Source organism: Streptomyces sp. NPDC002130 (assembly GCF_040296465.1).
In the GTDB taxonomy this organism is placed as follows: Bacteria; Actinomycetota; Actinomycetes; order Streptomycetales; family Streptomycetaceae; genus Streptomyces.
Map to the genome: position 1 here is coordinate 1 of NZ_JBEOXI010000031.1, position 26,196 is coordinate 26,196.

Annotated in this window: 29 protein-coding genes; 14 read left to right on the forward strand and 15 right to left on the reverse strand. The window is 69.9% G+C overall.

Features of this window, described 5'->3' with window-relative positions; all coding sequences use genetic code 11:
• Nucleotides 1–157 precede the first annotated feature (157 nt).
• Nucleotides 158–526, reverse strand: coding sequence for a hypothetical protein (locus tag ABT116_RS08425; RefSeq protein WP_351629758.1), 369 nt, complete (start codon nucleotides 524–526; stop codon nucleotides 158–160).
• A 109-nt stretch (nucleotides 527–635) separates the two neighbouring features.
• On the opposite strand from ABT116_RS08425, the gene ABT116_RS08430 reads away from it, so the two are divergent.
• The 4 genes from ABT116_RS08430 (at nucleotide 636) to ABT116_RS08445 (ending at nucleotide 2,843) form a co-directional block, all read left to right on the forward strand.
• Nucleotides 636–1,778, forward strand: coding sequence for an aminotransferase class I/II-fold pyridoxal phosphate-dependent enzyme (locus ABT116_RS08430; protein WP_351629647.1), 1,143 nt, complete (start codon nucleotides 636–638; stop codon nucleotides 1,776–1,778).
• 18 nt (nucleotides 1,779–1,796) lie between these two features.
• Complete coding sequence (locus tag ABT116_RS08435; protein WP_351629649.1) at nucleotides 1,797–2,099, forward strand: chorismate mutase; 303 nt, start codon at nucleotides 1,797–1,799, stop codon at nucleotides 2,097–2,099.
• Complete coding sequence (locus ABT116_RS08440) at nucleotides 2,096–2,389, forward strand: Dabb family protein (RefSeq protein ID WP_351629651.1); 294 nt, start codon at nucleotides 2,096–2,098, stop codon at nucleotides 2,387–2,389. The genes ABT116_RS08435 and ABT116_RS08440 overlap by 4 nt, the downstream gene beginning before the upstream one ends.
• A gap of 319 nt (nucleotides 2,390–2,708) precedes the next feature.
• Nucleotides 2,709–2,843: a hypothetical protein gene (locus ABT116_RS08445; RefSeq protein ID WP_351629654.1), complete on the forward strand. Its 135-nt coding sequence runs from the start codon at nucleotides 2,709–2,711 to the stop codon at nucleotides 2,841–2,843.
• Nucleotides 2,844–2,846: 3 nt separating this feature from the next.
• Here the strand turns inward: ABT116_RS08445 and ABT116_RS08450 are convergent, their stop codons facing one another.
• Together ABT116_RS08450 and ABT116_RS08455 are read right to left on the reverse strand one after the other, a co-directional pair.
• Nucleotides 2,847–3,038 (reverse strand): DUF397 domain-containing protein, encoded by a 192-nt coding sequence (locus ABT116_RS08450; RefSeq protein WP_351629655.1) that lies wholly within the window; start codon nucleotides 3,036–3,038, stop codon nucleotides 2,847–2,849.
• Nucleotides 3,035–3,847 (reverse strand): helix-turn-helix domain-containing protein, encoded by an 813-nt coding sequence (locus ABT116_RS08455; RefSeq protein WP_351629657.1) that lies wholly within the window; start codon nucleotides 3,845–3,847, stop codon nucleotides 3,035–3,037. The genes ABT116_RS08450 and ABT116_RS08455 overlap by 4 nt, the downstream gene beginning before the upstream one ends.
• 113 nt (nucleotides 3,848–3,960) lie before the next feature.
• On the opposite strand from ABT116_RS08455, the gene ABT116_RS08460 reads away from it, so the two are divergent.
• On the forward strand, nucleotides 3,961–4,437 hold the full coding sequence (locus tag ABT116_RS08460; RefSeq protein WP_351629660.1) for an ATP-binding protein: 477 nt from the start codon (nucleotides 3,961–3,963) through the stop codon (nucleotides 4,435–4,437).
• 129 nt (nucleotides 4,438–4,566) lie between these two features.
• Nucleotides 4,567–4,704, forward strand: coding sequence for a hypothetical protein (locus ABT116_RS08465; protein WP_351629662.1), 138 nt, complete (start codon nucleotides 4,567–4,569; stop codon nucleotides 4,702–4,704).
• 38 nt (nucleotides 4,705–4,742) lie between these two features.
• Here the strand turns inward: ABT116_RS08465 and ABT116_RS08470 are convergent, their stop codons facing one another.
• Nucleotides 4,743–5,264: a GNAT family N-acetyltransferase gene (locus ABT116_RS08470; RefSeq protein ID WP_351629665.1), complete on the reverse strand. Its 522-nt coding sequence runs from the start codon at nucleotides 5,262–5,264 to the stop codon at nucleotides 4,743–4,745.
• A gap of 155 nt (nucleotides 5,265–5,419) precedes the next feature.
• On the opposite strand from ABT116_RS08470, the gene ABT116_RS08475 reads away from it, so the two are divergent.
• The 4 genes from ABT116_RS08475 (at nucleotide 5,420) to ABT116_RS08490 (ending at nucleotide 9,040) form a co-directional block, all read left to right on the forward strand.
• On the forward strand, nucleotides 5,420–6,535 hold the full coding sequence (locus tag ABT116_RS08475) for an ADP-ribosylglycohydrolase family protein (protein ID WP_351629667.1): 1,116 nt from the start codon (nucleotides 5,420–5,422) through the stop codon (nucleotides 6,533–6,535).
• 200 nt (nucleotides 6,536–6,735) lie between these two features.
• Nucleotides 6,736–7,140, forward strand: a complete 405-nt coding sequence (locus ABT116_RS08480) for a GntR family transcriptional regulator (RefSeq protein WP_184561234.1) — start codon at nucleotides 6,736–6,738, stop codon at nucleotides 7,138–7,140.
• The gene (locus ABT116_RS08485; RefSeq protein WP_351629670.1) at nucleotides 7,137–8,033 is read left to right on the forward strand and encodes an ABC transporter ATP-binding protein; all 897 of its coding nucleotides are present in this window, start codon (nucleotides 7,137–7,139) and stop codon (nucleotides 8,031–8,033) included. Before ABT116_RS08480 ends, ABT116_RS08485 begins: the two co-directional genes overlap by 4 nt.
• Nucleotides 8,030–9,040 carry an ABC-2 membrane transporter-related protein gene (locus ABT116_RS08490; protein ID WP_351629673.1) on the forward strand — a complete coding sequence of 337 codons (1,011 nt, stop codon included), beginning with the start codon at nucleotides 8,030–8,032 and terminating at the stop codon, nucleotides 9,038–9,040. The genes ABT116_RS08485 and ABT116_RS08490 overlap by 4 nt, the downstream gene beginning before the upstream one ends.
• Nucleotides 9,041–9,127: 87 nt before the next feature.
• On the opposite strand, the gene ABT116_RS08495 is transcribed toward ABT116_RS08490, so the two are convergent.
• Nucleotides 9,128–10,696 carry a sodium:solute symporter family protein gene (locus ABT116_RS08495; protein ID WP_351629675.1) on the reverse strand — a complete coding sequence of 523 codons (1,569 nt, stop codon included), beginning with the start codon at nucleotides 10,694–10,696 and terminating at the stop codon, nucleotides 9,128–9,130.
• A 126-nt stretch (nucleotides 10,697–10,822) separates the two neighbouring features.
• The gene (locus ABT116_RS08500; RefSeq protein WP_351629677.1) at nucleotides 10,823–11,608 is read right to left on the reverse strand and encodes an SDR family oxidoreductase; all 786 of its coding nucleotides are present in this window, start codon (nucleotides 11,606–11,608) and stop codon (nucleotides 10,823–10,825) included.
• An 84-nt stretch (nucleotides 11,609–11,692) separates the two neighbouring features.
• Between ABT116_RS08500 and ABT116_RS08505 the strand changes: the two genes are divergently transcribed.
• A complete protein-coding gene (locus ABT116_RS08505; RefSeq protein WP_351629680.1) occupies nucleotides 11,693–12,532 on the forward strand; it encodes a hypothetical protein in 840 nt (279 codons plus the stop codon).
• A 19-nt stretch (nucleotides 12,533–12,551) separates the two neighbouring features.
• On the opposite strand, the gene ABT116_RS08510 is transcribed toward ABT116_RS08505, so the two are convergent.
• From ABT116_RS08510 to ABT116_RS08535, 6 genes are all read right to left on the reverse strand, one after another.
• Entirely contained in the window at nucleotides 12,552–13,838 is a 1,287-nt protein-coding gene (locus ABT116_RS08510) for an ATP-binding protein (protein ID WP_351629683.1), read from the reverse strand.
• Between the two features lie 41 nt (nucleotides 13,839–13,879).
• Entirely contained in the window at nucleotides 13,880–14,290 is a 411-nt protein-coding gene (locus ABT116_RS08515; protein ID WP_351629685.1) for a hypothetical protein, read from the reverse strand.
• A gap of 28 nt (nucleotides 14,291–14,318) precedes the next feature.
• On the reverse strand, nucleotides 14,319–14,963 hold the full coding sequence (locus ABT116_RS08520) for a hypothetical protein (protein WP_351629688.1): 645 nt from the start codon (nucleotides 14,961–14,963) through the stop codon (nucleotides 14,319–14,321).
• 190 nt (nucleotides 14,964–15,153) lie between these two features.
• Nucleotides 15,154–15,831, reverse strand: a complete 678-nt coding sequence (locus ABT116_RS08525; protein WP_351629695.1) for a Crp/Fnr family transcriptional regulator — start codon at nucleotides 15,829–15,831, stop codon at nucleotides 15,154–15,156.
• 205 nt (nucleotides 15,832–16,036) lie between these two features.
• Nucleotides 16,037–17,929, reverse strand: a complete 1,893-nt coding sequence (locus ABT116_RS08530) for a DUF8823 domain-containing protein (protein WP_351629698.1) — start codon at nucleotides 17,927–17,929, stop codon at nucleotides 16,037–16,039.
• A gap of 162 nt (nucleotides 17,930–18,091) precedes the next feature.
• Entirely contained in the window at nucleotides 18,092–20,947 is a 2,856-nt protein-coding gene (locus ABT116_RS08535; protein WP_351629700.1) for a D-alanyl-D-alanine carboxypeptidase, read from the reverse strand.
• A 235-nt stretch (nucleotides 20,948–21,182) separates the two neighbouring features.
• On the opposite strand from ABT116_RS08535, the gene ABT116_RS08540 reads away from it, so the two are divergent.
• From ABT116_RS08540 to ABT116_RS08550, 3 genes are all read left to right on the forward strand, one after another.
• Nucleotides 21,183–21,938 (forward strand): GOLPH3/VPS74 family protein, encoded by a 756-nt coding sequence (locus ABT116_RS08540; RefSeq protein WP_104780067.1) that lies wholly within the window; start codon nucleotides 21,183–21,185, stop codon nucleotides 21,936–21,938.
• Nucleotides 21,939–22,188: 250 nt separating this feature from the next.
• Nucleotides 22,189–23,046, forward strand: a complete 858-nt coding sequence (locus ABT116_RS08545) for a helix-turn-helix domain-containing protein (RefSeq protein WP_033312892.1) — start codon at nucleotides 22,189–22,191, stop codon at nucleotides 23,044–23,046.
• A 197-nt stretch (nucleotides 23,047–23,243) separates the two neighbouring features.
• Nucleotides 23,244–23,435 carry a DUF397 domain-containing protein gene (locus ABT116_RS08550; RefSeq protein WP_030849723.1) on the forward strand — a complete coding sequence of 64 codons (192 nt, stop codon included), beginning with the start codon at nucleotides 23,244–23,246 and terminating at the stop codon, nucleotides 23,433–23,435.
• Nucleotides 23,436–23,543: 108 nt separating this feature from the next.
• On the opposite strand, the gene ABT116_RS08555 is transcribed toward ABT116_RS08550, so the two are convergent.
• The 3 genes from ABT116_RS08555 to ABT116_RS08565 form a co-directional block, all read right to left on the reverse strand.
• Nucleotides 23,544–24,422 (reverse strand): MerR family transcriptional regulator, encoded by an 879-nt coding sequence (locus tag ABT116_RS08555; protein WP_351629703.1) that lies wholly within the window; start codon nucleotides 24,420–24,422, stop codon nucleotides 23,544–23,546.
• Between the two features lie 77 nt (nucleotides 24,423–24,499).
• Nucleotides 24,500–25,003, reverse strand: coding sequence for a glutathione peroxidase (locus ABT116_RS08560; protein WP_351629705.1), 504 nt, complete (start codon nucleotides 25,001–25,003; stop codon nucleotides 24,500–24,502).
• Nucleotides 25,004–25,012: 9 nt separating this feature from the next.
• Nucleotides 25,013–26,005: an ArsR/SmtB family transcription factor gene (locus ABT116_RS08565; protein ID WP_351629707.1), complete on the reverse strand. Its 993-nt coding sequence runs from the start codon at nucleotides 26,003–26,005 to the stop codon at nucleotides 25,013–25,015.
• Nucleotides 26,006–26,196 lie beyond the last annotated feature (191 nt).

Sequence of the window (26,196 nt, forward strand, 5' to 3'; positions counted from 1 at the left end):
GCAGATCGTCGGCGAGGCGCTGGGCGACCGGGTGGAGCAGTGGATCACACTCAACGAGCCGTGGTGCAGCGCGTTCCTGGGGTACGGCCGGGTATTGCGATCAGTTGACCGATCTCCACTACTCGGACACCTGCCAACGGCAGGTCTATTTCGTCGGTCATCGAATGATCTCCACATGAGGCGAAGTGACATCCTCAGCGGGCTCCAGGCAGCGCGCCAACAGAATGCCTTCGGTGTGGTTGCAGGGGTTCAACCGGTTTCTGTCGCCTTCTACTCCCCCGATTCGGATCGTCACGGTTCCATCGTCGTTGCGCTCGAAGTGGGCGTCGTTGAGGTTGACGGTGTGGTCGCGGTACTCGAAGGACTCGAACCAGTGGTTGTACAGCATTACGCCGAAGTAGGTGCAGTCCGGGACAGTAAATGTAATATCCACGGCAGTAGCATCTTTCAGTGACCACCAGCCGGCAACGTACTGGTTGGAGCTGGTGCCGTAGAAGTCTCCCCACCCTCGTTGCTCCGAGGTCACGCGAATCTCGTTGGGAGACTGACTGAGCGTTTCGATGAGCTGAAGACTGCGTCGAAGGCTCACATCCATACCCCGGGCAAGTTTCGTGAGGCGCTGGACCAGCCACGCCGTGTCGAGATCGGGGCGTGCACCAGGCGGCGGGCCGAGATCTACCTGCGAGGACGTCATCAACCTGTGCCAGGGGAATCCCGACCTGCCGACACCACCACACATCGTCGAGGCGCTCCGGACGGAGGTACTCGACCCCGTCACCCACCGTTACCCGGCCTTCTCCGGACTGCTCGAACTCAAGGACGCCATCAGCGCCTGGTACGCGACGCGGTACGGAGTGCGGCTGGATCCGGAGACCGAGGTGGCGATCCTGTTCGGCGCGAAGGCCGGCCTGGTCGAGATCAGCCAGTGCTTCCTCGACCCCGGCGACGTGTGTCTGATGCCGGATCCCGCCTTCCCGGACTACTGGGCGGGTGTGCTGCTCGCCAGGGCTCACATGCACCCCCTGCCGCTCCTGCGGGAGAACGGTTTCCTCCCGGACTACGGAGCCCTCGACCCGGCCGCGCGCGAGCGGGCCAAGCTGATGTTCCTGAACTATCCCAACAACCCGACCTCGGTGACGGCCCCGCACGGGTTCTACGAGGACACCGTGCGGTTCGCCGCCGAGCACGGCGTGATCGTGGCGTCCGATTTCGCCTACGGGGCGCTGGCCTTCGACGGGCAGTGCCCCGTCTCCTTCCTGCAGACGGACGGCGCCAAGGACGTTGGCGTCGAGTTCATCTTCCTGTCGAAGACCTTCAACATGGCGGGATGGCGCGTCGGTGCCGTGGTGGGACACCGCGACGTCATCGCCGCGATCGATCTCCTCCAAGAGCACTACTACGTCTCGCTTCCCCCGTTCATCCAGCGGGCGGCGGTAGCGGCCCTGACCGGGCCCCAGGAGAGCGTCCGGCACCTGGTGAAGACGTACGAGCAGCGCCGGGACGCCTTCCTGGACGGGCTGAGGAATTCCGGATGGTCCGTCGACACACCCCGCTCCATTTTCGCCTGGCTGCCGGTCCCACCCGGGGGAAACGGATCCGTCGCGTTCGCCGACGAACTGTTGTCCCGGGCCCACGTGGCGGTGGCACCCGGACGTTGGTTCGGCGAGCACGGCGAGGGATACGTCCGCGTGAGCCTGCTCGCCCCGGAAGAACGACTCCGGGAGGCGGCCCGGCGACTGGCCGGCTTCCGGCCCCGGCACCACACATCGAGCACGTGACCCGAAGGGAGCCCCATCATGACCGAAACGGTCGACAGCACCTCCCGTATCCAAAAGGAGCGCGACGCGATCGACGCGATCGACGCGCACATCATCGAACTGCTCAATCGGCGCGCCCACGTGTCCTCGGGCATTCAGAAGATGCGCACCGATGCCGGCGGCCCGCGCACGGTGTTCACCCGGGAGATGGAGATCCTCGCCCGCTACCGCGACGGCCTCGGCGAGTGCGGGACACAGATCGCGACGAGCGTCCTGAAGCTGTGCCGGGGCGTCGGCACGTTACAGCCCACCGTCGCACGGCCAGAAGGAGCCGCGTCGTGATACGGCACGTCGTCCTGTTCAAGTTCAAGCCCGGGGTGGACTGGGCTGATCCGCGGGCTGCGGGAGCGGAACGCACAGCCGCGAAGGTGGGCGGCGAGGTGCCGGATCTGCGCGAGTGGCGCTACGGGCGCAATGTGTCCCCGCGGGACATCGCCTACGACTTCCTGGTCGAAGGGCTCCTGGACGACATGGACGCGGTCGACCGCTATCTCGTTCACCCCTTCCACCAGCAGGCGATCCGTCAGTGGAAAGAGATCAGCGAATGGGTCGTGGTCGACGTCGAGGAGTGAGACGGCCGGTGCACCAGGACCGCAATCGCCAGGTGAACAACCCGCGAATTACCTGTGTGCGACGGTAATGGGACCGTGACTCGGATCCTTGTAGCCGGGTAGGATTTGAGACAAGAGGCCTGTGATCCAGTCGAGTTATTCCCAGGAGGTGTGCGATGAAGACGGTGCGGCGGCTGATTCCCGACGAACATCACCCCCAGTCGGCACACTCACTCCCGGACCGCTGCCGTTCCCCCCGGTCCTAGCGCGCATCTGCCTGGGAACCCCCCACCCCCCTTTTTTCTTCACCCTCAACACCCCTGCATCAAAGGAGGCATCGGTGTTCGACGAGCGCAAAGAAGCGGAAATGAGGTTGTACTCGGAGAAGCTGGCGCGGGAACTCGCCCTGAAGAAGGAGCGCGAGGAGACCGACCAGCCGGCCGAGACTCCCGAAACGCCCCTTGTTCAGAACTGAGGTTCAACGCCCCGCCGCGAACTCCACGAACTCGGACCAGGCACCGTCGGTGAACGCCAGCCGGGCGCCGTCCCGGTTCTTGGAGTCGCGGAGGAAGACGGTGGGCTGAGCAGTGGATATGGCGACCTCTACGCAATCGGGTCCGTCGTTGCCGCTGTAGCTGCTCTTGATCCATGTCAGCGGGGTGGGCATCATGTCTCTTCTCCCAGTACTTTCTCGATGAACGCCAATGAATCGCGGGGCGAGAGTGCCTGAGCCCGGATCATGCCATAGCGCATATCGAGGATCTGGACCTCCTTCGGATCACTGATCACCCGGTCGGACAGTTGACTCTCCGTGTGTCCGAGCGCCGTGCGGTCCTGCAGCTTCAGCAGCCGGAACGAGCCCATCACGGCCGCATGGTCCTCCCTGCGCGTGGGCATCACCTGGATCTCGACGTGCCTAAACTCAGCCACTTTCAACAGGTGTTCGAGCTGGCGGCGCAGCACCATTTTGCCCCCGAGCGGCCGTCGCAGCGTCATCTCTTCCTGGACAAAGGTGACCAGGGGATGGGGCACCCGATCGAAAACGGCCTTCCGTGCCATGCGCGCTGCCACGTGACGCTCGATCTCGTCCTCGCTGTACGCCGGCCGCCGCATCGCGTACAGCGCCTGGGCATACTCGGGAGTCTGCAACAGCCCGTGGATGTGCAGGGCCGCGTAGGCTCCGAGCTCGACCGCCTGGTCCTCCAGCTTGGTCAGGTCCCGGACGGTCTTCGGATACCGAGCCCTCTCCACATCCTCCTTCATCGCGGAGATCTTGCCCCCCGCACCCAGCACCTCATCGGCCTTGTCGAGAAAATCCGGCTTGGGGATCCGCCGCGCCCGCTCCACGGACGACACCATCTCCTCCCCGTACCCGATCGCCGAACCGAACTCCGCCTGCCTCAGCCCGGCCGCCTCGCGCCACATCTTGATCTGCCGCCCGACCGTCCTGAGCACGGCCGCCGCTTCCTCGTCCTCCACGCGTTCCCCTCCTGGCGTACGAGCCGTACGACCCCGCCATGCGCCCGGACAGTCACGCTCCGTACCGGGGTCGTCGCTGTTCAGAGTAGGGACGGGCGGCCACGCTGGGTGACATGAGCCAGAAATCCCTCGCTGAAACCAGCACCCCCGTACGCCACTTCGCGATCCAGCTGTCCGCCACTCGAAGGGGTGCTCGACTGGCTCGGCTGCTCACCGAACGCCAGCTCGACGAGTGGGGCGAGGCGTACGACGCCGCCGCGCAGGTCGTGGCGGAGCTGGCGTCGAACGCGGTGCTGCACGGGCGGGTCCAGGGCAGGGACTTCAGACTGGCCCTGAAGCTGCGCGCCGACCGCACGCTGCGTATCGAGGTCACCGACGCCCGGGGTGACCGGGTCCCGAGCATCTCGGAACCGGGGTGTGGGGACGCGGAGTTCGGCCGGGGTCTGTGGATCGTCGCGGCGTACGCGAGCCGCTGGGGAGTGGAGGAGGCACCTGCCCACGCCAAGACGGTATGGGCCGAACTGAGGCTGGGCTCCAGGGGTGACTTGACGGACTGGAGGCTCGAGGGGCCGGATCGCGGCCCGTCATGACCCGGCCGGTCCCGATGTCAAGAACCAAAGAACCGGGGAAAGAACCAACCCGCCCCCACCGCCCCCACGGCTCACCCGCAGGGGTGAACATCGCCAACTCGACAGTTGGCAGCGCTGGGCCATGACTCTGTGAGAGTCGGCAGGCCGTTCGACCGGGAGGCGGGGCTGCGGGAGTTCGACCTGCTGGGCGGGCGGGGCTTCATCAGCTTTCTGGCCGTACCCCGCCACGCGTGTGTCTACGTCTGCAACGTGATCTGGTACGGCTGACATCGACCCGTCGTCGATCAAGACCGCACGGACGGGTCTCAGGCAGTCCGCCCGAGTTTCTTCTCCAGCAGCGTGAAGGACTTGGGCGTCCCGCCCGGCTGTGGCTTGCCCTCCTTGTGGCCCACGACGCGGTATCCGGCGTCCCGGTAGTAGGTGGTCAGCGGGACGCTGCCGGCCAGGCAGTCCAGACGTACGCAAGTCCGTCCGGCTGCGGCCACGCGGTGTTCCGCGGAGCGCAGCAGGCGTCGGCCCGTCCCGGGCGGGGCGGTGCTCCGATCCACCATCAGCCGGTGCACGTACCCGGCCACGGGCGGCTGCGGGCCCCAGGCGGCCTCGTCCTCCCACCAGAGTTCCCAGGCGCCCGCGACGTGCCCTCCGAACTCGGCCAGCCACACCTCGCCGTGGGTCATGACCCGGCGGAAGTGGGACTCGTCGAGCTCTCCCGGCTGCCACTGCCCCATGATGCCCCGGTCCAGCATCCAGCGGGCCGCGTCGTCGCGGAGGCGGACGAGGGTGGGCAGATCGGCCCCGGTGGCCGGGCGTACGCGTAGATCGTTCACCCGGGGATCCTCGCACGCATGTCCGATACCCTCGAGTGCTCAGAGCTACGGTCCGTAGCCGGCCGTGAAGGCGGCGTTCCGGCCTCTGAACCCCCCGTCCCCGTTCGATTACAGTGCTGGGCGTCGTACGTGTGGACGGTCCCTGGGAGGTCAAGGTGGGTGCGACTGCCGGTGCCGTCTGGGGGCGTACGGAGCAGCAGGACTTTCGTAGCCGGGTGCGTGGGACGTTGCTCGGTGTGGCCGTCGGGGACGCGCTGGGTGCGCCCGTCGACGTGCTGGGGATCGACGCGATACGGGAGGCTCACGGCGCGGAGGGGCTCGTGGATCTCGCTCCCGCCTATGGGAGACGGGGTGCCGTCACACACCTCACCCAGCTCAGCCTCTTCTCCGTCGACGGACTGATACGCGCCCAGGTGCGGCGCGACACCGGCGCCTGGCATCCGCCCACCGACCTGCACCGGGCGTACCGCCGGTGGGCTGCCACCCAGCGTGACTGGGGGCCCGACGAGCGGCGCAAGGACGACGGGTGGCTCGCGCGGGAGGAGTGGCTGTACGCGCGGCGGGATCCCAGTCGCGCGCTGCTGCTGGGGCTCGGGGACGAGACCATGGGGACCCCGGACGCGCCCAAGAATCCCGGGGAGCTCGGGCCGGAGGCCGCCGCGCGGTCCGCCCCGTTCGGGCTGCTCGTGGGGTGGGAGCCGCAGCTCGTCGCCCAGCTCGCGGTGGAGTGCGCGGCGCAGACTCATGGTCATCCCACCGCCTGCCTCGCGGCCGGCGCGTACGCCGTGGTTGTGCACGCGCTGGCTCTCGGCGAGAGTCTTGACGGGGCCGTGCAGCGAGGGTTCGCGCTGCTCGCCGCCTGGCCCGGCCACCAGCCCGTGGCGGAAGCACTCCAGCACGCGCTCGGTGCCGTGCGGCAGGGCATGCCCGGGCCCGAGCGCGTGGCCGAGCTGTGCGGGGACGGTACGGCGGAGAGGCTCGTCAGCGCCGCCGTGTACTGCGCCCTCGTGGCCGCCGACGTCCGGCACGGGCTGTGTCTCGCCGTCAACCACGACGGCCCGTCCGCCGCCACCGCCGCGCTGACCGGCGGCCTGCTGGGTGCCCTGCACGGCGAGACGGCCCTCCCCCCGGCCTGGCTGGCCGAGCTGGAGGGCCGCCCCACGATGCTGGAGCTGGCCGACGACTTCGCGATGGAGATGACCCAGGGCCCGGCCCTGCACGGCCCGGGCGGTTCGTCCCCCGGCTGGCTCGCCCGCTATCCGAGAGCCTGAAACGCTCCCGCTGCGCCCCGCGACACGACGCCGGACACCATCACCACAGCCGGGCTCGGCGAGGACGAACCTCATCCCGGCCATCACCTCGCGATCCCGGTGACCTGTGTCTCCGGGCGGTCGTTTCCCGGCACCTGAGCACCGTGCGCACCTTGCCGTACGGCCGACTTAGAGGGCTATAGTGCTAGGCAACTAGATAAATGGAGGAACTGGTGATTGAGTTCCACCTGAACAGCCGGTCCGGCCTGTCCCCGTACCAGCAACTGGTCCAGCAGGTACGGCACGCGCTGCGCCTGGGTCTGCTGGAGGAGGGGGACCGGCTGCCGACGGTCAAGGACGTGGCGAAGCAGATGGCCGTCAACCCGAACACGGTGCTCAAGGCGTACCGGGAGCTGGAGCACGACGGCCTGGTGGCCGCCCGCCCCGGCGTCGGGACGTTCGTGACCCGGACGCTGGCCGACGGCACGCTCGCCGCGCACGGACCGCTGCGCAAGGACCTGCAGCGCTGGCTGACCAAGGCCCGCCTGGCCGGGCTCGACGACGAGAGCATCGAGGCGCTGTTCACGAGCACGTTTCGTGACGCCGCCGGAGAGGACGTGGCGTGAGCGCCGTCTTACGAGCCCAGGGCCTGGGCAAGAGGTACAAGCAGCGCTGGGCGCTGCAGAACTGCGACCTGGACGTCCCCGCCGGCCGGGTGGTCGGCCTGGTCGGGCCCAACGGCGCCGGCAAGTCGACCCTGTTGAAGCTGGCCTCCGGGATGCTGACCCCGACCGCCGGCACCATCGAGGTGTGCGGTGGCCGTCCTGCCGCGGGTGTGGAACAGCTGGCCAAGGTCGGCTTCGTCGCCCAGGACACCCCGACCTACTCCGCGCTGAGCGTCTCCGACCACCTCGACCTCGGCAAGCGCCTCAACCCGACCTGGGACGACGCCGTGGCGCGCGACCGGATCCGCCGCCTCGGGCTGGACCCCGGGCAGCGGGCCGGCAAGCTGTCCGGCGGCCAGCGCGCGCAGCTCGCTCTCACCCTCGGCATCGCCAAGCGCCCGGAGCTGCTGATCCTCGACGAGCCGGTCGCGGCCCTGGACCCGCTCGCCCGACGGGAGTTCATGCAGGACCTGATGGAGGCCGTCGCCGAGCACGAGCTGAGCGTCGTGCTCTCCTCCCACCTGGTCTCCGACGTGGAGCGGACCTGCGACCACCTCATCGTCCTGGTCGACTCCCGGGTGCAGGTGGCCGGCGACATCGACGACCTGGTCGCCTGCCACCACCGGCTCACCGGACCGCGGCGGGACCCGGCCACGCTCCCGGCGGGGCAGCACGTCATCACCGCCAGCCACACCGACCGGCAGACCACCCTGCTGGTGCGCACCGACACGGCGGTCCACGATCCGTCCTGGACCGTCAGCCCCCTCGGCCTGGAAGACGTCGTCCTGGCCTACATGACCCGGCCCGCCGATGCGGTGCGTGACACCCGGCCCGCACTGGAGGTACTCCGATGATCTGGCTGACCTGGCGCCAGTTCCGCACCCAGGCCGCCGTGGTCTTCGCCGCCGTGGCCGTCCTCGCCGCCGTCCTCGCGGTCACCGGCCCACAACTGGCCGACCTCCACCGGACGGCCGGCAGCGGCCTGGTGGACCAGGTCTCCGGTTCGGACCAGAGCCTCTACTACACCGGGCTGCTGGTCGTGCTCGCGGTGCCGGCGGTCATCGGGATGTTCTGGGGCGCGCCGCTGATCTCCCGTGAGCTGGAGACCGGCACGCACTACCTCGCGTGGAACCAGGGCGTCACCCGCACGCGCTGGCTGGCGACCAAGCTGGGCCTCGGCGCTGCCGCCTCCATGGCCGCCGCCGGACTGACCAGCCTCGCGGTGAGCTGGTGGAGCAGCCCCATCGACCGGGCGATCGACGGCGGCGGTCCGACGGACACGTACTTCGCGCGGATCGATCCCGTGGCCTTCGCCGCACGGGGTGTCGTCCCCATGGCCCATGCCGCCTTCGCCTTCGTCCTGGGCGTCGCCCTCGGGCTGGTCATCCGCCGTACCCTGCCCGCGATGGCCACCACGTTCGCCCTCTACGTCGCCGTCCAGATCGTGGTGCCGATGTGGATCCGGTCCCACCTGGCCGCCGCGGACCGGACCACCGTGCCGATCGAGCCCGACGGCGCCCCCATCAGCGTCCAGGACGAGGCCGGGCAGATCATCGCGCACCTCGACGAGGTGCCCGGGGCCTGGGTCACCTCCCAGCAGACGCTGAACGCCGCGGGCCAGCCGGCCCCCGTGCCGTCGTCCTTCCCCGACTGCCTGCGCACCGAGTCGGGCCCGCCCACCCTGCAGCAGTTCGAAGGCTGCATCGCCGACCTCGGCGCCCTGGGCTACAAACAGCAGGTGACGTACCAGCCCGCCGGCAACTTCTGGGCCCTGCAATGGGCCGAGACCGGGCTCTACCTCGGCCTCGCCCTGGCCCTGGCCGGGTTCTGCGCCTGGTGGATCCGCCGCCGGGTGACCTGACGGACGCACGTCCCGCCTCTGTGCGGTGGTGCCGGGCGGCGCCTGCCCAACGGGACAGGGTGCCGCCCGGCGTGAGCGTCCGGGGGTTCACCTCTTGGAGGGGCGCACCACGTCGTCCGCCGGACCGGCCGGGGTCGGGATCGTGGCCGATGCCGCGCCGTCCCCGTCCGTGTTGATCTTCTCGATGATCGCCAGCCGCTCCGGTGTGTCCTCCGGCCGGATGAAGCCGACGAGGACGTACAGCACCAGCGAGACCGCCAGCGGGATCGACACCTGGTACTGGAGGGGCACACCGCCCTCGACGTTCCAGTCGATCGGGTAGTTCACCAGCCAGAACGCGAACAGGCCCATCGACCAGCTGACCAGGGCCGCCGTGGGGCCGGAGCGGCGGAACGCGCGCAGCAGGCCCAGCATCATCGGGATGGCCATCGGGCCCATCAGACCGGCCACCCACTTGATGACCACCGTGATGATGTCCTTGAACGCGGGGGAGTTGACCTGCGTCGCCGCCGCCATGGACAGGCCGAGGAAGACGACCGTGGCGACCCGGGCGACCCGCAGGCCCTGGCTCTGGTTCCAGGCCCGGGCCCGCGCCCAGATCACCGGCGCGCAGTCCCGGGTGAACACGGCCGCGATGGCGTTGGCGTCGGAGGAGCACATGGCCATGGTGTGCGAGAAGAAGCCGACGATGACCAGGCCCAGCAGGCCGTGCGGCAGGAGCTGTTCGGTCATCAGGGCGTAGGAGTCCGAGCCGTCCTGCTTCTGCGACTCGACCAGCAGCGGCGACATCCACATGGGGAAGAACAGCACCAGCGGCCAGACCAGCCAGAGGATCGCCGAGAGGCGGGCCGACCGCTCGGCCTCCTTGGCGTTCGGCGTGGCCATGTAACGCTGCGCCTGGTTGAGCATGCCGCCGTTGTACTCGAAGAGCTTGATGAAGAGGAACGCGAGCAGGAACACCGTCCCGTACGGCCCGACCAGCGGTTTCCCGTGGCCCTGGAGCTCCGGCGAGTCCCAGACGCCGAAGAAGCCGCCGTGGTCGTCGAGGCGTACGAAGACTGCCACGAACATCGCGATGCCGGCCAGCAACTGGATGACGAACTGGCCGAGTTCGGTCAGCGCATCCGCCCAGAGGCCGCCGATCGTGCAGTAGACCGCCGTGATGCCGCCGGTGATGAGGATGCCCTGGTTGAGGGAGATCCCGGTGAAGACGGACAGCAGCGTGGCGATCGCCGCCCACTTCGCGCCCACGTCCACGATCTTCAGCAGCATGCCCGACCAGGCCAGCGCCTGCTGCGTCTTGAGGTCGTAGCGGTTCTTCAGGTACTCCAGCGGGGAGGCCACATGGAGCCTGGAGCGCAGCCGGTTGATGCGCGGGGCGAACAGCTTCGAACCGATGGCGATGCCGAGGGCGATGGGGAAGGACCAGGTGACGAAGGACGTGACGCCGTAGGTGTAGGCGATGCCCGCGTACCCGGTGAACATCACCGCGCTGTAGCCCGACATGTGGTGCGAGATGCCGGAGAGCCACCACGGCATCTTGCCGCCGGCGGTGAAGAAGTCGCTGACGTTGTCGACGCGTTTGTGCGACCAGACGCCGATCGCGACCATCACGGCGAAGTAGCCGATGAGCACGGCCCAGTCGAGACCGTTCATGTGCGCCCTCCCAGGGATCAGCCCGGCGCTCATCGTGGGCGCTGCCGCGTGAACACGACAAGTGAGCGTCAGGTCAAAGGGAGGTAAAGAAGTTCTGTGTGATGGTTACCGTTCACTCACATGAACTCACCGCATCAGCTCCCCGGCGTTGACCAGCAACGACTGTCCGGTGATCGCCCGCGCCCTGTCCGACGCCAGGAACGCCACCGCGTCCGCCACATCCGCGTCCGTGGCCAGATCCGGCAGCGCCATCCGCTCGGTCAGCCGCTCCAGCACCGCCGCCTCCGGGACACCCTCCGACTGCGCCGCGAACTGCACGTACGCCCGCACCGGCGGCCCCCACATCCAGCCCGGCAGCACGGTGTTGACCCGGATCCGGTGCGGCCCCAGCTCACGCGCGATCGAGTACATCGCACTCGTCAGCGCCCCCTTCGACGCCGCGTACGCCGCCTGCCGCACCTGCGAGGGGGCGGCCACCGCCGACTGCGTCCCCACGAACACCACGGATCCACCGCCCTGTTTCAGCGACGGCAGACAGGCCCGCGTCATCCGCAGTGTGCCCAGCAGGTTCACGTCCAGCACGGACCGCCAGGACTCGAAGTCGGCGTCCTCCAGCCCGCCGAAGTAGCTGTCGAGCGCGGCCACGTGCACGACGGCGTCGATCCCGCCGAACCGCTCCCGCGCCAGCCGGGCCAGCGCCTCGCACTGCGCCTCGTCGGAGATGTCCGTGGCCCGGTACGCGGTGCACGCCCCGCCGGGATCGACCTCGGCGGCCGTCTTCGCCAGGCTCGCCTCCGTCCGGGCCCCGAGCACGGCACGCCCCCCATCCCGTACGACGGCCGCCGCGACCTGCCGTCCGAGCCCGGCCCCGACCCCCGACACGACGACCGTCTTCCCCGCGAGCAGTGACATGGCAGGACCTCCCGGACCGGAACCCTGGCGCTATATCTGACGGAGCGTCAGAGTATGGGTCAGCCACCGACGAAGGGGAAGGGCATGAGCGAGGACACCCGCAGCGAGCTGTACGCCGAACTGGCCGCCGTCGGCCCCTACGGCACCCACCCCGGGCACGCCCTCATCACCATGGTCGAGCCGCACCCCGGCCACGAGTACGCCTACAACCGCTGGTACGAGGACGACCACTACTACGCCGGCGCGATGGCCATGCCCTGGATGCAGGCGGGCCGCCGCTGGGTGGCGACCCGGGACCTCCAGCTCCTGCGCTACCCCGAGAAGTCGGCCATCGCCCAGCCGGTCACCGCCGGCTGCTACCTCTCCACCTACTGGATCACCGCCGGCCGCTACGACGACCACATGCGCTGGACGGTCGCCGTCAACAAGCGCCTCAACCGGGACGCCCGCGTCTACCACGACCGCACGCACGTCCTCACGGCGTTCCAGAACCACGAGGTGACGGTGTACCGCGACGGAGCGGCCGGCCCCCGGGACGTCCACGCCCTCGACCACCCCTACGCGGGCCTGGTCCTCCAGGTCGTCGAAGCGGACACTCCCGAGCAACGCGCCCCGCTCCTTCAGTGGCTGCGCACCCGCCACCTCCCCAAGCGCCTGGCGGGCTCCCCCGCCGCCCTGGTGACGGTCTTCCGCCCCACGCCCCTCCCCGGCGACCGCATGACGTACGTCAAACAGGTCGAGGGCGTCGACACCCGCCTGACGCTCCTGTGGTTCCTCCAGACCGACCCCAGGGAGTGCTGGGACCCCTCCTTCACCGGCCTCGACGCGGCGGTGGCGGAATCAGGCCTGGGCAGAGTGGAGCTGGTCGCGCCGTTCATCCCGACGGTGCCGGGCACGGACCGGTACGTGGCCGAGCTGCGGTGAGTCCCGAGGTCTTCGGACCTCATCCGCCCTCCGGGGAACCCGGGGCAGGACCGAGGTCCCGGTCGGTGAGCTCGCGCAGTCGCCCGGCCGTCTGGCGCCCCTCGTTCATCAAGCTCTTGCCGCTGCGGACGTCATCCACCGCCTCGATGACGTCCGTCTGCACCAGCATGGCCTGCTCGTCCCCGCCACTGATGCGCTCCAGTAGGCGCAGGGACGCCAGGTACATCACGTTGGCCAGGTCGCCGCCGCTCAGCCCTTCGCTGCACGCGGCCAGTGCGGTGAAGTCCAAGAACTCCTTCCCGGGCAGGCGCGCAGGAGTGTGCAGTGCGAGGATGCGGGCGCGGGACCGCTCGTCCGGGAGTGGGAACTCGACGTGATCGAGGATGCGGCGATAGAAGGCCTGGTCATAGTTCGTGGGCAGGTTGGTGGCGAAGAGCACCACGCCGTCGAAATCCTGAAGTCGCATGAGCATGACCGCCCGGGTGCTGTTCACCGCGGTGTCGTACGACTGGCGGACCTCTTGCACCCTGGCGCCGAGGAAGGAATCCGCTTCGTCGAAGAAGAGGACGGCCTGCTCCTCGGTGGCCGCGTCGAAGACGGCCTTGATGTTCTTGGACGTCTCGCCCACATAGGCCGATTCGAGCTGTGCGTAGTCCACCACCAGCAGGGGGCGGCCCAGCTCATGTGCGACGGCCCTGGCCGCCAGGGACTTCCCGGTCCCGGAAGGGCCGACGAAGTTCAGGGAACTTCCCAAGCGGTTCTCGTAGCCGGGAATGTCACCAAAACCCCAGTCCAGCAGGGTCTCGCGATGGCGGAGCGCGGTGACATTGCGCAGGAGCCGGCGTTTGGTCGCCTCCGTGAGGACCAGGTCGTCCAGACCGGCCCGGGGACGGACCAGCTGGTAGAGCGACGCGGGATCGGTGCCGCGCCGGTCCGAGGCGGAATCGGCACGGTCATCGTGCGCCCCCGGGTCTCCGCCGTCGAGGTGGACGTGCAGTAGCGGCACCCCGGCGGGCAGACGAATCGGCACCTCTTGGAGTTGGGCGAGAATCTGCTCGCCCTGCTCCTGGTCGTGATAGCCGGAGACCGCGAAGGCGCGCACCTGCGAAGTCCTCTGGGCGAACCGGCTCTCGGACTCCAGAAAGACCACATGAGACGCGCCGTGCGCCAGACTCTCGATCTCCGACCACGACGGTGCCAGAACCAGCCGGACTGCCTCACCCAGCAGTTTCTCCGGGAGTATTTCCTTGATCTGCTCGGCCAGTGACCCCGACAACTCGGGCGGGAACAACGAGATGATCCGCATGGCTTCCCCCGACTCTTCTGCTGCGCGCCGTCACCGGCGGTTCAGTGGTGATCGACGACGTACAGCTTTCCGGCGTTCAGACCTGTCTGGCTGAACGCCTGACGCTCGGTCTCGGTCAGCGTCACGGTCCGCTTCGCTGTGGGTGGCATGCTCTTCAGCTGATCCAAGGTCTTCAGCTCCTGGATCTGGTATTCAGAGAGATTGAATGCCGTTGCTTCATCGCCCTTGAGCCAGAGGATCAGCTTCTTGGCCCCGTTGCGGACCCATGAGAAGCCGAACAACCAGTCGAGAACGCTCTTGAAATACCGTCCGACGGCGTTGACCACCCAGGCGGCTGCTGACCCCAGCGCGGTGAATGTCGCCACCAGCATCTCTTCGATCCGTTCCGAGACCCAGTCGATCGCGTCGTCGAACCAGTCGTCCAACATGCCCAGCACGTCGCTGAATGCCATGACGGCCACTTCCTCCTCGCAGGTCGTGTCAGCTGATTTCCCAGGCGCGTGTGTCGGCCGACCCGGCTGCCGGCCAGGAGGCGACAGACGTACCTTGCCAGGGCCCGACAACGCTTGCCGACACCTGCTCGACGAGCTGGGGACGCTGCTGCGGGGCTTGGTGGTACACGGCGAAAACGGGCTGGTCCTTGGCGCGTTCCTGAATCACCAGCACCCGGCCGGGCCCGTAGCCGCGGGCTTCCTCCACCGCGTTCCGCAGGGGGACCGGCAGTCCTGAAAGGGGCGTTCGTGCGAACGCGCGGCTCAGAGCCTGCTCCAGGCCACTTTCCTTCAGGCCGCGACGCATCAGGCCCGTGAAAGTGCGTCGCTCGTCGGTGTACGTCGGCCGGTGCTGATCGGCATGGGCGGGCTCCGGCAGTTCGATCGTGCTGCTGGTGAGCGGCAGCAACACGACACAGCGCAGCTTCGACCAGTCGACCGTCCAGGGCAGCACACCCGCCGCCACCCCGTTCTCGTCCGTCAGTGACTCCGGAGACTCCGCGACTCCCCGTCCACGCTTGTCGACCAGGCAGAACCGGAAGGGTGTGCGCGGAGCCAGGCCGTGCAGCGTCACCGTCGTGGCGCCTTCCTGGGTGATCTGAACCTGTGCTGAGGTACTGACGTTGCGGTCCATGGTTCTCCCCCCTTGTCGTGCGATGACGTGCGGTCGCATCCACCACGGGAGGCAGATGCAGACAGTTCCGTTGAGTCCGGGGCGAACGGGGTCATGGTTGGTGCAAACGGTGGGTTCCCCATCAAAGAACAGTAGAGTCGCCGACTCCCCGTCCTGCTGCGGGATTTGACCAGAAACCTTCGGCGTGGGTTCAGACGGTGCTGCCCGCCGCTTTGCGCAGGCCGCTCCAGTCGTGGATCACCACGCGCCGGTAACCGATGGACAGCGTTCCCAGCGACCTGAAGTCCGCGAATGCCTCGTTCACCGAGCGCTCCGTTGCTCCCACCAAGGCCGCTATTTCGCCCTGGTTCAGTCCGACCGCGATCTCCGTCCCGTGTGGTCCCGGCCGGCCCCAGCGCGCGCCGAGGTCGAGCAGAACCCTGGCGAGACGCGCGCGGACGGAGCCGACGTCCTCCAGCCGTCGTCGGATCGAGAACCTGAGCTTCTCGGTCACGCTCCGAGTGACCACGGTTGCTGCGGAAGGACGCCGGGCGAGGAACCCGAGGAACGGGGGTCCGCCGACGCCCAGCGCCACAACCGCTCCGGTCGCCGTCACCGTGGTCGGCCGAGGACTGCCGTCCAGGACGCCGACCTCGCCGACGAGCTCCCCCTGAGACCGTACGGCGAGAAAGACCAGGTGCCCCTCCTCGCTGATCGCGGTCACCTTCACAAAGCCGTCCAGTAGGACGTAGACCATGTCCGCGACTTCGCCCTGGCGTATGAGGACGCCGCCGGCCTCGAACTGACGTCTGGTGCCGAGTGTCAGCAACTGCTGCCGGTCTTCCGGGGCCAGCCGCCCTAACAGGCTCTTCTCGGAAAGGTCGAACATGCCACCACTCCCCCCTGAAGCACACCTGTGCAGCCAGGGAGGAAGAGGTGATCAGGGACGGCCGACGGCTCGCATTGCCCACCACCCACGCCGTCGAGGCCCCCCACCGGCCGGTGTTGCGCGGGATATTACCCACTTTTATGGCAGCAACCCACTCTGCGGGGGCGTCTGCTCCATGGGCACATCTGTCTGGCAGCCGTGTGCTTCAGCGCTGCTCGTCTCGCAGCTCCTCCGGGCAGGGCGTCCCCCGCGGGAGCTGGTACGGCGCCGCCAGGCGGTACGTGCCGGCCCTCGGGGCCAGCAGTTCCGTCCACTTGTCGCCCTGCGCGTCCTCCTCCGTCTCCGTCAGGCAGCCGTTGACGTTCACATACGTCTTCGGCTCGTCCTCGGGACGGTTCCTGGACTCCTCCGTCTCCTGGGGCGGCTTCAGGCTCTTGCCCTCCACGTCGACGATGCTCAGCCACGGCGAGTACGGGATGCGCACCAGGATCCGGCCCGCCTTCTTCACCTGGAGGATCATCTCGCCCTGCTCGGCCCGGTCGACCACCGCGTTCGGCTCTGCCAGCGGGGTCGGCGCGGTCACCTTGAACAGCTGCCAGGTGTCGTTGCCCCAGATCTGGGTCAGATACGGCAGCCCGCGCTGCACCAGCGCCCGCTCCCGCTGCCCCCCGTCACCGTCCGGCTCGCCCTTCGGCAGCACCACGTAGTGCACCGCCCAGCGCTTCAGCCACTCGTGGTAGTTCGCCGAGTTGAGCGTGTCGTCGTAGAAGAGGGGGTTGCGCTCCATGTCGGCCTGGCGGTTCCAGCCGCGGGCCAGGTTGACGTACGGGGCGAGCGCGGAGGCCTCGCGGTGGGAGCGGGCGGGGACGACCTCGACCCGGCCCTTCTCGGCGCCGACCTGCTGCAACTCGTTGACGAGCGGCGCGAGCTCACGCGACCAGGACGCCGCCGGGGCCGTGTGCACGATGTCGTCGACCGTCTTGAAGCCGATCCACCCACCGAAACCGCACAGCGCCACGACGGCCGCGTACCACTTGCGGCTGCGCGGCACGGTGAACGGCAGCGCGGCGACCAGCGCGACCCCCGCGAACAGCATCGCCAGCCGGGTGATGTTCGAACCAATCTGGGAACTGATCAGCCACACCAGCACGACCCCGAGGCCGTACACCGCTGCCGTGAGCCGGACCGTCTTCCACTCCCGCGGCACCAGCACATAGGCCAGGACCGAGAACGCGAGCGGCAGCAGCACCGAGCCGATCACCATCGGCTGCGTGCCCGAGAACGGGAACAGCCACGCCGACACCCCCACCACCGCGGTCGGCGCCAGGCCCAGCGCCCACGCGCCCGGCCGCCGCTTCTGCAGGAACAGCGCCACCGCCACCAGGCCCACGAACAGGCCCGCGACGGGCGAGGCCATGGTGGCCAGCGCGGCCAGCGGCGCCGCGCTCAGCGCCTTCGCCCAGCGCTTGTACCGCCACCGGTAGGGCCAGCAGAACACGACGGCGACCGCGCCGAGCGCGAACATCATGCCAAGACCGAACGTCACCCGCCCCGACACCGCGTTGCAGAACAGCCCGAACACGCCCGCCAGCGACGCCCACAGCGGGTTGAGGACGGAGCGGCTGCGCAGCAGGAGCAGGGTCAGCAGACCGGCCGAGACCGTCCCCGCGATCATCATCGTCGTCCGCACGCCGAGCACCGACATCAGATACGGCGACACCACGCTGTACGACACCGGGTGCATCCCGCCGTACCAGGCGAGGTTGTACGCCGAGTCCGGGTGCCGGCCGACGAACTCGGCCCACGCGTCCTGCGCGGCCAGATCGCCGCCGCTGTTCGCGAACGTGAAGAACCAGAGGATGTGCAGCGCCGCGGCGAGGCCCGTGATGGACAGCACGGGGTGGCGCAGCATGCGCTCACGCAGCGCCAGTACGGGGGCGGGCCACTGGAACCCCGCCCTGCTGTCTTCAGACGCGCTGCCGTCAGACGCGTGGGCTTCCGGCGCATCGACTTCCGGCGCTTCGGGCAGGCGTATTCGCGGGCCTGATACCGAGCCCGGTCCGGTGTCGTCTGCGCGTGTCGGCTCCGCAGTGGCCACTCGAAGGCACTCCCCGTGTCCCGTCTTCTGTTCTCGGCTTCCGCCACATCGCCTGCGCGAGCGGCGACCTGTCCCGATTCGGGACGCTAGCACGCACCCCGCCGGGCGGCGCCCGGACGGGCCGTTGCCGGGCGGGGTGCGGTGGTGCGGGTCGCGCAGCGGTCAGCCGATGCGCGTGAGCTTGGCCCCGAAGCCCGGCTCCGTCAGGTCCCTCTGGAGGGCGACCGGGACCTTCACGGCGCTGGTGGTGCCGTCACCGACGGTGAGCGTGCCCACCTTCGTGCCGGCCTTGGCCGTGTGCGGCAGGTCGTCCCCGGCGAACGTCAGCTTGACGGACAGGCCCGCCCAGCCGACGGCCGTGACGTCCTCGGTGACGGCGACCGGCGTCCGGCCGCCGAGACCGTCGTCGGCGTACCCGACGACGTCGCCCTTCTTCACGATCGTCGCCGACTCCAGCGCGCCCTGCGCGGCCCGGATGAGCTTGTCGCCCTCGTGCAGCGCGGCGCCCAGGATCGTGTTGTCCGGGCCGCCGGCGGGCTGGCGCACGACCGCGCCGATGATCCGGTGGGTCTCGCCGTCGACGTCCTTCTTGGCCGCGAAGACGAGGTTGCCGAGCGCCGAGGTGGTGGTGCCGGTCTTGATGCCGGTGACGTCGTTGGAGCCGACCAGACGGTTCCAGTTGTCGTGCTTCGTGCCCTTGTAGTCGACGTACGACATCATCGCCGCGACCTCGCGGAACGCGGGCTGCTGCATGGCGGCCCTGGCGAGCTTCACCTGGTCCACGGCCGTGGAGACGGTCGTGTTGTTCAGGCCCGACGGGTCGGTGTAGGTCGTGTTCTTCATGCCGAGGTCCTTGGCGGCGTCGTTCATCTTCTGCACGAACGCCTTCTCGGAGCCGGCGTCCCAGCGGGCGAGCAGTCGCGCGACGTTGTTCGCGGACGCGATGAGGATGCTTTCCACGGCCTCCCGCTCGGTGATCCGGTCGCCCTTGGTGACATCGACGGTGGACTCCTGGCCGGCGTCGGACTGGTCCTCGGCGGTCTGGTCGATGAGGATCTTCGGGCCGTCCTCGCCGCTCTTGAGCGGGTGCTCGCGCAGGACGAGGTAGGCGGTCATGACCTTCGCGACACTCGCGATCGGGACGGGCTTCTGCTCGCCGGAGGACCCGAACGTGCCGATGCCCTGGACGTCCAGCGCGGCCTGGCCGTCGGCGGGCCAGGGGATGTCGACCTTGCCGCCCTCGAACGTGTAGCTGTCCTTGGCGGTGAGTTCCAGGGTGGGCGCGGGGAGCGGGCGCACGCTCTGCACGACCGCGAAGACGACCACCAGCAGCAGTACCAGCGGCGTCCAGATCTTCACCCGCCGGGCCGCCGTGCGGAGCGGGGTTTCCGGGGGCGGCGGGGTGTTCGTCAGCTCGGCCAGCAGATCCAGCGGCGGCTTGGGCGGCAGCGGCTGCTGCGTGGTCCGCTCGGGGCCGACGGTGGGGACGGGCGCGGTGGCCTCGGCCGGTGCGACCGGCTTCCTGGCCGCCGGGTCGTCAAGCGGCTTGAGCGCGACGAACTTGCTGGTCCGTTCGGCGTCCCGCTCCGGAGCGTCCGTCTTCGGAGCGGCCTCCTTCGGAACATCCGTCTTCGGAGCATCCGTCTTCGGGAGGTCCGACTTCGGGAGGTCCTTGGCCGCACCCCCGAGCTTCAGCATGGTGGTGGGCTGATCGACCGGAGGCCGCAGGGCCTTGAAGACGGCGGTGGGCTGGTCGACGGGGGGCTCGGCGGGGGCGTCGCCGTCGTCTTCGCCGACGTCGCCCGCGGCGGCGGCACCGGCGGCCTTCGGGGTCTTGCCGGTGCCGGGCTTGCCCGTCGCGGTACCGGTGGTTTCACCGGGCTTCGCGGCCTTGCCTGCGCCGGGCTTGTCCTGGGGGGTTCCGGTGGCTGCGCCGGACTTCGGGGTCTCGTCCGTTTCGGGCTCGTCCTCGACGGCGTCGACGTCGGCGGCGGTCTCGGCGCCGGAGGTCTTCGCCCCGGCAGCCTTCGGTGCTGCGTCGGTGGCGGTGGAGACACGGGGGTCGACGGGGGCGCGGCCCTTGTCGCCGGCCCGCTCGGCAGCGTCGTCCTCGGCGTCGGCCACCTTCGACTCGGCCTCGGCCTCGGTGTCGGAGGCCTTCGTCTCGGCGTCCGTGTGGGTCCCGGCGGCCTCGGGCGCGGTCTTGGCGCCGCCGGTGGACCCGGCCGCCCGCTCGTCCGTGTTCGCCTCCGCGGTGTCCGCGGTGTCCGCGCCGCTCCCGCCGTCCGCTGTGGCGGAACGGTCCGCCTCGGGCTCGTCGGCGTCGTCCCGGCCCGCTTCGGAGCGCTCGGACGCCGCCCCTGGGGCTTCCTTGCCGTCCTCGTCGCCCGTGTCGGGGCCCTCGGACGCGCCCGCGTCTTCTCCCGAGCCCTCGGAGGCTTCCTGACCGCCCCGGGCGCCCGCGTCGGCCTTCCCGGCCTCCTGGGCGTCCGCTTCGGTCTCCTCGGGCTTCCCGGCCTTCTGCGCGCGCTCGGCCGCGGGAACCTCGTCACCGCCCTCGGCGGCAGCCTCCTCACCGTCCGCCGACGCGACCCACGCGGCCACGGCATCCCGCAGCCGCCCGTCACCGCCCTCGCCGTCGGAGGAGCCACCGCCCCCGGCCCCGTCGGCGGAGCCGGAAGCACTGCGCCCGGCACCGGCGGCCGCGTCCTCGGTGTCCGCGTCGCTCCCGGCGTCGGCGGCCGCGTCCTCCACGTCCGAGCCACTCGCGGCGCGCTCCGCGTCCGAGTCGCCTTCGGGCCGCTCGGAGTTCTCCGGTTCCTCCGCCGTCCGCGTGGACAGCACACGGGTCGCCGTATCGGCGCCGCCTCGTGCCGAGGACTTCTCCGCGTCCCGGGCCACCGCGAGCCGCGGGTCGGCGGCTTCGCTCCTGGCCTCCGGAACCGGACTCGCGCTCCCCGACGTCCTTCGTGCCGACGACTCGCGCTGCTTCGACCTGTCGGGGGACTCGCCCGCCACCGATGCCTCCTCCTCGCGCCGCACTCCCCGCGTGCGCGTACCGAACCGTGAACCGCCGCCCGTGACACCGCTCCGGCGCTGTCCGAACCATGTACCAGTGTCCTGTGTGCGGGCCAAACCCATCCGGTAGACGAGAACGACATACCTACTGGTTCCACTACGAACCGGTCACGCACCCTCGACAGACCAATGTGAGAGGGGTCACCCTGTCTTTCATCCACGCGGGGAGGCATGGATGGGCAGGAGCCGCAGAACACTTCCGGAGGAGCTTCTGCTGCTGGCGCTGGACCCGACCACGGGTACCACCGCACAGCCGCAGTCGCTCGACCTCGGTCTGGCCGGAGCACAGCTAGTAGAGCTGGCGCTGGCCGGACGGATAGCCCCAGACGGGGATCGTATCGCCGTGGTGGCACCACGGCCGACTGGAGACCCAACGTTGGACTGCGCGTTGGAGTTGCTGCGAAGGCGTGGCGCTCCCGTGCGGGCAGTGAACTGGATTGGCGGGCCGCGACTGGGGCTGCGCCAGACCTACCTCTCGCATCTGGAGCGGTGCGGCATGGTGCATGCCGTGGCCGGCCAGATGTGCGGAGTGCTGCCGACGACTCGCTACCAGGCGACGGACACCGAGATCAGCCGGGAGATCAGGTCCCGTCTGGACTCCGCGATCCGCACCGGCGTACCGCCGGACCCGCGGACCGCGGCACTCGCCGCCCTCGCTCACGCGGTCGGCCTCGGCAAGCACCTGTACCCGGGCAACGAGGGGCGTTCCTCTCGCTCCCGGCTCAGGGACCTGATCAGGCACGACCCCATGGGCGGTCTCGTCGCGCACGCGGTGATGGACGTCCAGAACGGCGTCGCGGCCCAGCCGCGTCGCAGCCCGGCACCGCCCGGCCGTCAGGCCGCCGGCGGAACCAGGCCCGCAACGGAACCCGCCCGAGGCGTTCCGATGCAGCCGCGCCACGGAACCATGGCGCGCGCCGTGGCCCACTGAGCCGCGCGCCGCGCCCGCAAGACCTACGACCGGCACGCACAACGGGACCCACGAACCCGGTCACGGGAGCCGCTGTCCGAGCGGGGCGGAGAGAGCGCACACTCTCTCCGCCCCGCTCGGCGTGCCGTGCCCCGACTGGCGTGTACCCGTCGCATATCCACCGTTTCCCAGCGGTAGTAAGCACCTTGGTGGCAGTCTGCTCAACAGCAGATACGCAAAGTAGAGGCACGCAGCCGGAGGTGCACGTCCCGTGGCGTCCAATGTCAATCCCACCGTCAGGCGGCGCCGGCTGGGCCAGGAGCTCCGCAGGCTCCGCGAGCTCAAGGGCATGACGGCCGAAGAGGTGGCGGAGCGGCTGCTGGTGTCGCAGTCGAAGATCAGCCGGCTGGAGAACGGCCGGCGCAGCATCAGCCAGCGCGACGTCCGCGACCTGTGCGGGGTCTACGAGGTCGAGGACCAGCGCATCGTCGACTCGCTGATGCAGATGGCCAAGGACTCCCGGCAGCAGGGCTGGTGGCACGCCTTCGGGGACATCCCCTACAGCGTCTACATCGGCCTGGAGACGGACGCCGAGTCGCTCCGGGTCTACGAACCCCAGATCATCACCGGCCTGTTGCAGACCCGTGCGTACGCCGAGGCCATCATCCGCGGCGGCTCGCCCGAGGCGTCGGAGGCCGACAACGACAAGCGCGTCGAGGTGCGGCTGCGCCGGCAGGGCCGGATCACCGCCGAGACCGAACCGCTGCGGCTGTGGGTGGTCCTGGACGAGGCGTCCCTGCACCGGATCGTCGGCAGCCGGCCGGTGATGCGCGAGCAGCTCGAGCACCTCATCGAGATGTCGCAGCTGCCCCACATCACCGTGCAGGTCCTGCCGTTCGAGGTCGGCGCGCACGCCGGCATCAACGGCCAGTACTCGATCCTGGAGTTCGCCGACGCGGCCGACTCGAGCGTCGTCTACATCGAGGGCGTCACCAGCGACCTGTACCTGGAGAAGCCGCTGGACGTGCAGAAGTACACGGTGATGTACGAGCACCTGCGCGCCCAGTCGCTGAACGTGGACCAGTCCCGGCAGCTCATCGAGCGCGTGGCGAAGGAGTACGCGCGCTGAGCCAGAGCCGGAGGATGACCTTCCGTCGGGCGGGGCGCGGGATGCTACACCCCTGACACGCCTGACTGGAAGACTCCCCTGGAATATGCCATCCGGTCGAGTGAATGGCTGCGCCGAACGAGGAGGGTGGCGAGTAGCGTCGATCACGCCAACCACCAGCACAGGTTGGCGTAAACGCAACTCGCAACGGAGCGAACATGGCAATTCGTCTGGGCGCCACGGAAACGTGGACGACCTCCTCCTACACCAACAACAACGGCGCGTGCGTGATGGTCAGGTCGACCGTCGACGAGGCCCTGGAGCTCGGTGACACCAAGGTCCCCGAGGGCCCCAAGCTCGCGTTTCCCGCCGACGCGTGGAACGCCTTCGTGGCCTCGGTCAAGGCCTGACCCCGCGATCGGCAGCACCACAAGCACCACCGACAGAGCCCTCTCGACCAGCATCGCCGTCCTAGCCGAGAGGGCTCCGCTTGTGCCCGGAGATCTCCGAGAGGGAGATCAGCTCACCGGGAACGCCACGTCACACACCGGGTCCCCGGGCCCCGATGCCTCCCAGTCGGCGAAGTACAGCTCCCGGCAGGGGCCGGTCACCGTCAGCCCCCGCGCCGCCATCCACTCCTCCACCGCCTCGAACGCGGCCAGGATCTGCGGGTGCGCCACCTGCGCCTTGGTGATCCTGGTGTACGCCAGCCGCCGGGCCGGCTCCACCCGCACCGCCGTCTCCCACGCCCGGCCCCGCCGCTCCGCCCAGGCGCGGGCCGCCGTCTCGTCGGCCACCGGCACACACGCCTCAGCGGGGCCGTCGCTCTCCATCGACACTTCCGCGTGGTAGGCGACGTACGGCACTCCGGCCACGCCCCCGCACTCCCGGGCCGCCTCCTCCAGCCGGCCCAGCGCCGCCCCGATCCACGCCGGCAGCTCGTCCGCCAGCGTGTGCCGCTTCTCTGAGATCACCACCTGGGCGGGCATCTCCACCGTCTCGACCGTGAACTTCCCGTACATCTCGGAGCTCCTCCCCGACAGTCGTCCACGGAGGTACTCGGCGAGCGTCCGCTGCCCGGCCACCCGCGCCTCGACGTCCGCCCAGTAGGCGCCGAGCAGCCCGGCCGCAGCGGGCCCGTCGCCCGCCCCGACCACCTCGGCGATCCGGGCGAGCGGCATGTCCAGCTGCCGCAGCATGGCCACGAGCCGGGCCCGTTCGACCTGGCCCGCGCGGTAGTAGCGGTAGCCGGTGGCCTCGTCGACATGCGCCGGGGCCAGCAGGCCCAGCCGGTCGTACAGCCGCAGGGCCTTCGCCGACAGGCGGGCGCGTGCGGCGAACGCCCCGATGGTGAGCAGTTCCCGGTCCGGTCCGTCCACCACGGCATCCTCCGTCACCGGGCGGCTCTTCCGCCCGATGACGAGGACACTCGGGCCTGCCCCAGGGGCAAGGTCAACGCGCCGCGGGCCCTTCTTCAGGCCAGCTGGGCCTCGATCGCCGCCACGACCTCCGCCGAGTCCGGCTCGGTCTGCGGCGAGAAGCGGGCCACGACGCTGCCGTCCCGGCCGATGAGGAACTTCTCGAAGTTCCAGCGGATGTCCCCGCTGTGGCCCTCGGCGTCGGCGAAGCCGGTCAGGCGGTCGTACAGCGGGTGCCGCCCCTCACCGTTCACCTCGACCTTCTCGGTCATCGGGAAGGTCACACCGTAGGTCGCCGAGCAGAACTCGGCGATCTCGTCGGCGCTGCCGGGCTCCTGCCCGAGGAACTGGTTGCAGGGCACGCCGAGGACGGCGAAGCCGCGCGCCGCGTACTGCTCGTGGAGCTTCTCGAGGCCCGTGTACTGCGGTGTCAGGCCGCACTTGGAGGCGACGTTCACCACGAGCACCGCCTTGCCCGCGTACTGGGACAGGTCGGCGGAACCGCCCTGCAGCGCACCGATCTCGACGTCGAGGGGAGAGGAACCGTTGCTTGTCGTCATGAGCGGATGCTAACTCCGGCGGGTGCCGGGCCGGGCCCCGGCCTCGGTGGCCTCCACCAGCACCTGCCCCGCCGCCGTCCGCGAGTACAGCACCGACCGGCCCGCTCGCCGCCGCTCCACGAGACCGGCGTCCAGCAGCACCCGCAGATGCCGCCCCACCGAGCCGAGGCCCTGCCCCGTCACGGCGACCAGCTGGCTGGTGCTCAGGGGCGAGCCCAGCCGGACCAGCACACCGGCGCGGGCGGTGCCCAGCAGCGCGCCCAGGCTCGCGGGCACGGGCCTGCCGCCGGGGTCGGCGAGTGCCCCGGCACACGGATAGACCAGCGCGTACCGGTCCGTGCCCTCCCACGCCACCCAGCCGATGCGCTGAATCGTGATGGGCACGAACACCAGCTCGGCGCCGGACAGCTCGCGCGGCGGGTACTCGTGCGCGTTCACCTGGAGCCGGTTCTTCCCGAGCCACTGCGTCCCCGGCCGCAGCGTGTCCAGCGCACTCGCCCAGCCGCCCCGGCTGACCTGCGCGGTCCGAGCGACCACATCGGCCTCGAGGATGTGCCTGCGGTGCGGCCAGTACGGCCGTACGGCCGTCGTCCAGACGTACGTGAGCAGGTCCGCGGCACGCTCCGGGAGGTCGTCCCGGTGCAGCCGGGCCGGGACCGGGCCGCGCAGCGAGACCGTCAGGTCCGCGCGGGCCGCGTCCGGGTCGGCCGCCCGCACACGCGCGACGCCCTGCTCGAAGGTCTCCCCGTCGCGCGGGGCGGGGGAGAGGAAGTCCGCCGTCCACTCCCGCCCGATCCCGGCGCTGACCAGCTGCGCGGTCACCGGGTCCCGCCCCAGCCGCCGCCGGTAGGCCGGCAGATGGGCGTCGAGCCACCGCCGCTCGCCGGGATGCGCCGCCTCGGCCGCGTGCAGCAGCCGCAGACTCGCGAAGGCCTCGGCGAACGGCGAGATCACGAACCGGCTCCCCGCCAGGGTGTCGGCGTTGATCTGCCACCATCCCATCGGCCACCCCTTCCGCGAACCTCTCGGCGAGCCGTGCGCGAGCTGCTCGGGGAGCCTGGGCGCGAGCCCGTGCCCGAGCTCCTCCGCGAGCCTCTGGGCGAGCCCGTGCGCGAGCTCCTCCGCGGACCGCGCCGCGGACCTCTCCGCGATCCCTTCCGCGACGTTTCGCGTCTGCGCGAAACAATAACCAG

Bases quoted from the DNA above. Each gene is read 5' to 3' on its own strand.
- ABT116_RS08515 (WP_351629685.1), bottom strand. From the start codon at position 14,290: ATGGCATTCAGCGACGTGCTGGGCATGTTGGACGACTGGTTCGACGAC.
- ABT116_RS08525 (WP_351629695.1), bottom strand. From the start codon at position 15,831: ATGTTCGACCTTTCCGAGAAGAGCCTGTTAGGGCGGCTGGCCCCGGAA.
- ABT116_RS08490 (WP_351629673.1), top strand. From the start codon at position 8,030: ATGATCTGGCTGACCTGGCGCCAGTTCCGCACCCAGGCCGCCGTGGTC.
- ABT116_RS08540 (WP_104780067.1), top strand. From the start codon at position 21,183: ATGGGCAGGAGCCGCAGAACACTTCCGGAGGAGCTTCTGCTGCTGGCG.
- ABT116_RS08480 (WP_184561234.1), top strand. From the start codon at position 6,736: ATGGAGGAACTGGTGATTGAGTTCCACCTGAACAGCCGGTCCGGCCTG.
- ABT116_RS08520 (WP_351629688.1), bottom strand. From the start codon at position 14,963: ATGGACCGCAACGTCAGTACCTCAGCACAGGTTCAGATCACCCAGGAA.
- ABT116_RS08510 (WP_351629683.1), bottom strand. From the start codon at position 13,838: ATGCGGATCATCTCGTTGTTCCCGCCCGAGTTGTCGGGGTCACTGGCC.
- ABT116_RS08565 (WP_351629707.1), bottom strand. From the start codon at position 26,005: ATGGGATGGTGGCAGATCAACGCCGACACCCTGGCGGGGAGCCGGTTC.
- ABT116_RS08450 (WP_351629655.1), bottom strand. From the start codon at position 3,038: ATGATGCCCACCCCGCTGACATGGATCAAGAGCAGCTACAGCGGCAAC.
- ABT116_RS08460 (WP_351629660.1), top strand. From the start codon at position 3,961: ATGAGCCAGAAATCCCTCGCTGAAACCAGCACCCCCGTACGCCACTTC.
- ABT116_RS08560 (WP_351629705.1), bottom strand. From the start codon at position 25,003: ATGACGACAAGCAACGGTTCCTCTCCCCTCGACGTCGAGATCGGTGCG.
- ABT116_RS08550 (WP_030849723.1), top strand. From the start codon at position 23,244: ATGGCAATTCGTCTGGGCGCCACGGAAACGTGGACGACCTCCTCCTAC.
- ABT116_RS08500 (WP_351629677.1), bottom strand. From the start codon at position 11,608: ATGTCACTGCTCGCGGGGAAGACGGTCGTCGTGTCGGGGGTCGGGGCC.
- ABT116_RS08495 (WP_351629675.1), bottom strand. From the start codon at position 10,696: ATGAACGGTCTCGACTGGGCCGTGCTCATCGGCTACTTCGCCGTGATG.
- ABT116_RS08505 (WP_351629680.1), top strand. From the start codon at position 11,693: ATGAGCGAGGACACCCGCAGCGAGCTGTACGCCGAACTGGCCGCCGTC.
- ABT116_RS08435 (WP_351629649.1), top strand. From the start codon at position 1,797: ATGACCGAAACGGTCGACAGCACCTCCCGTATCCAAAAGGAGCGCGAC.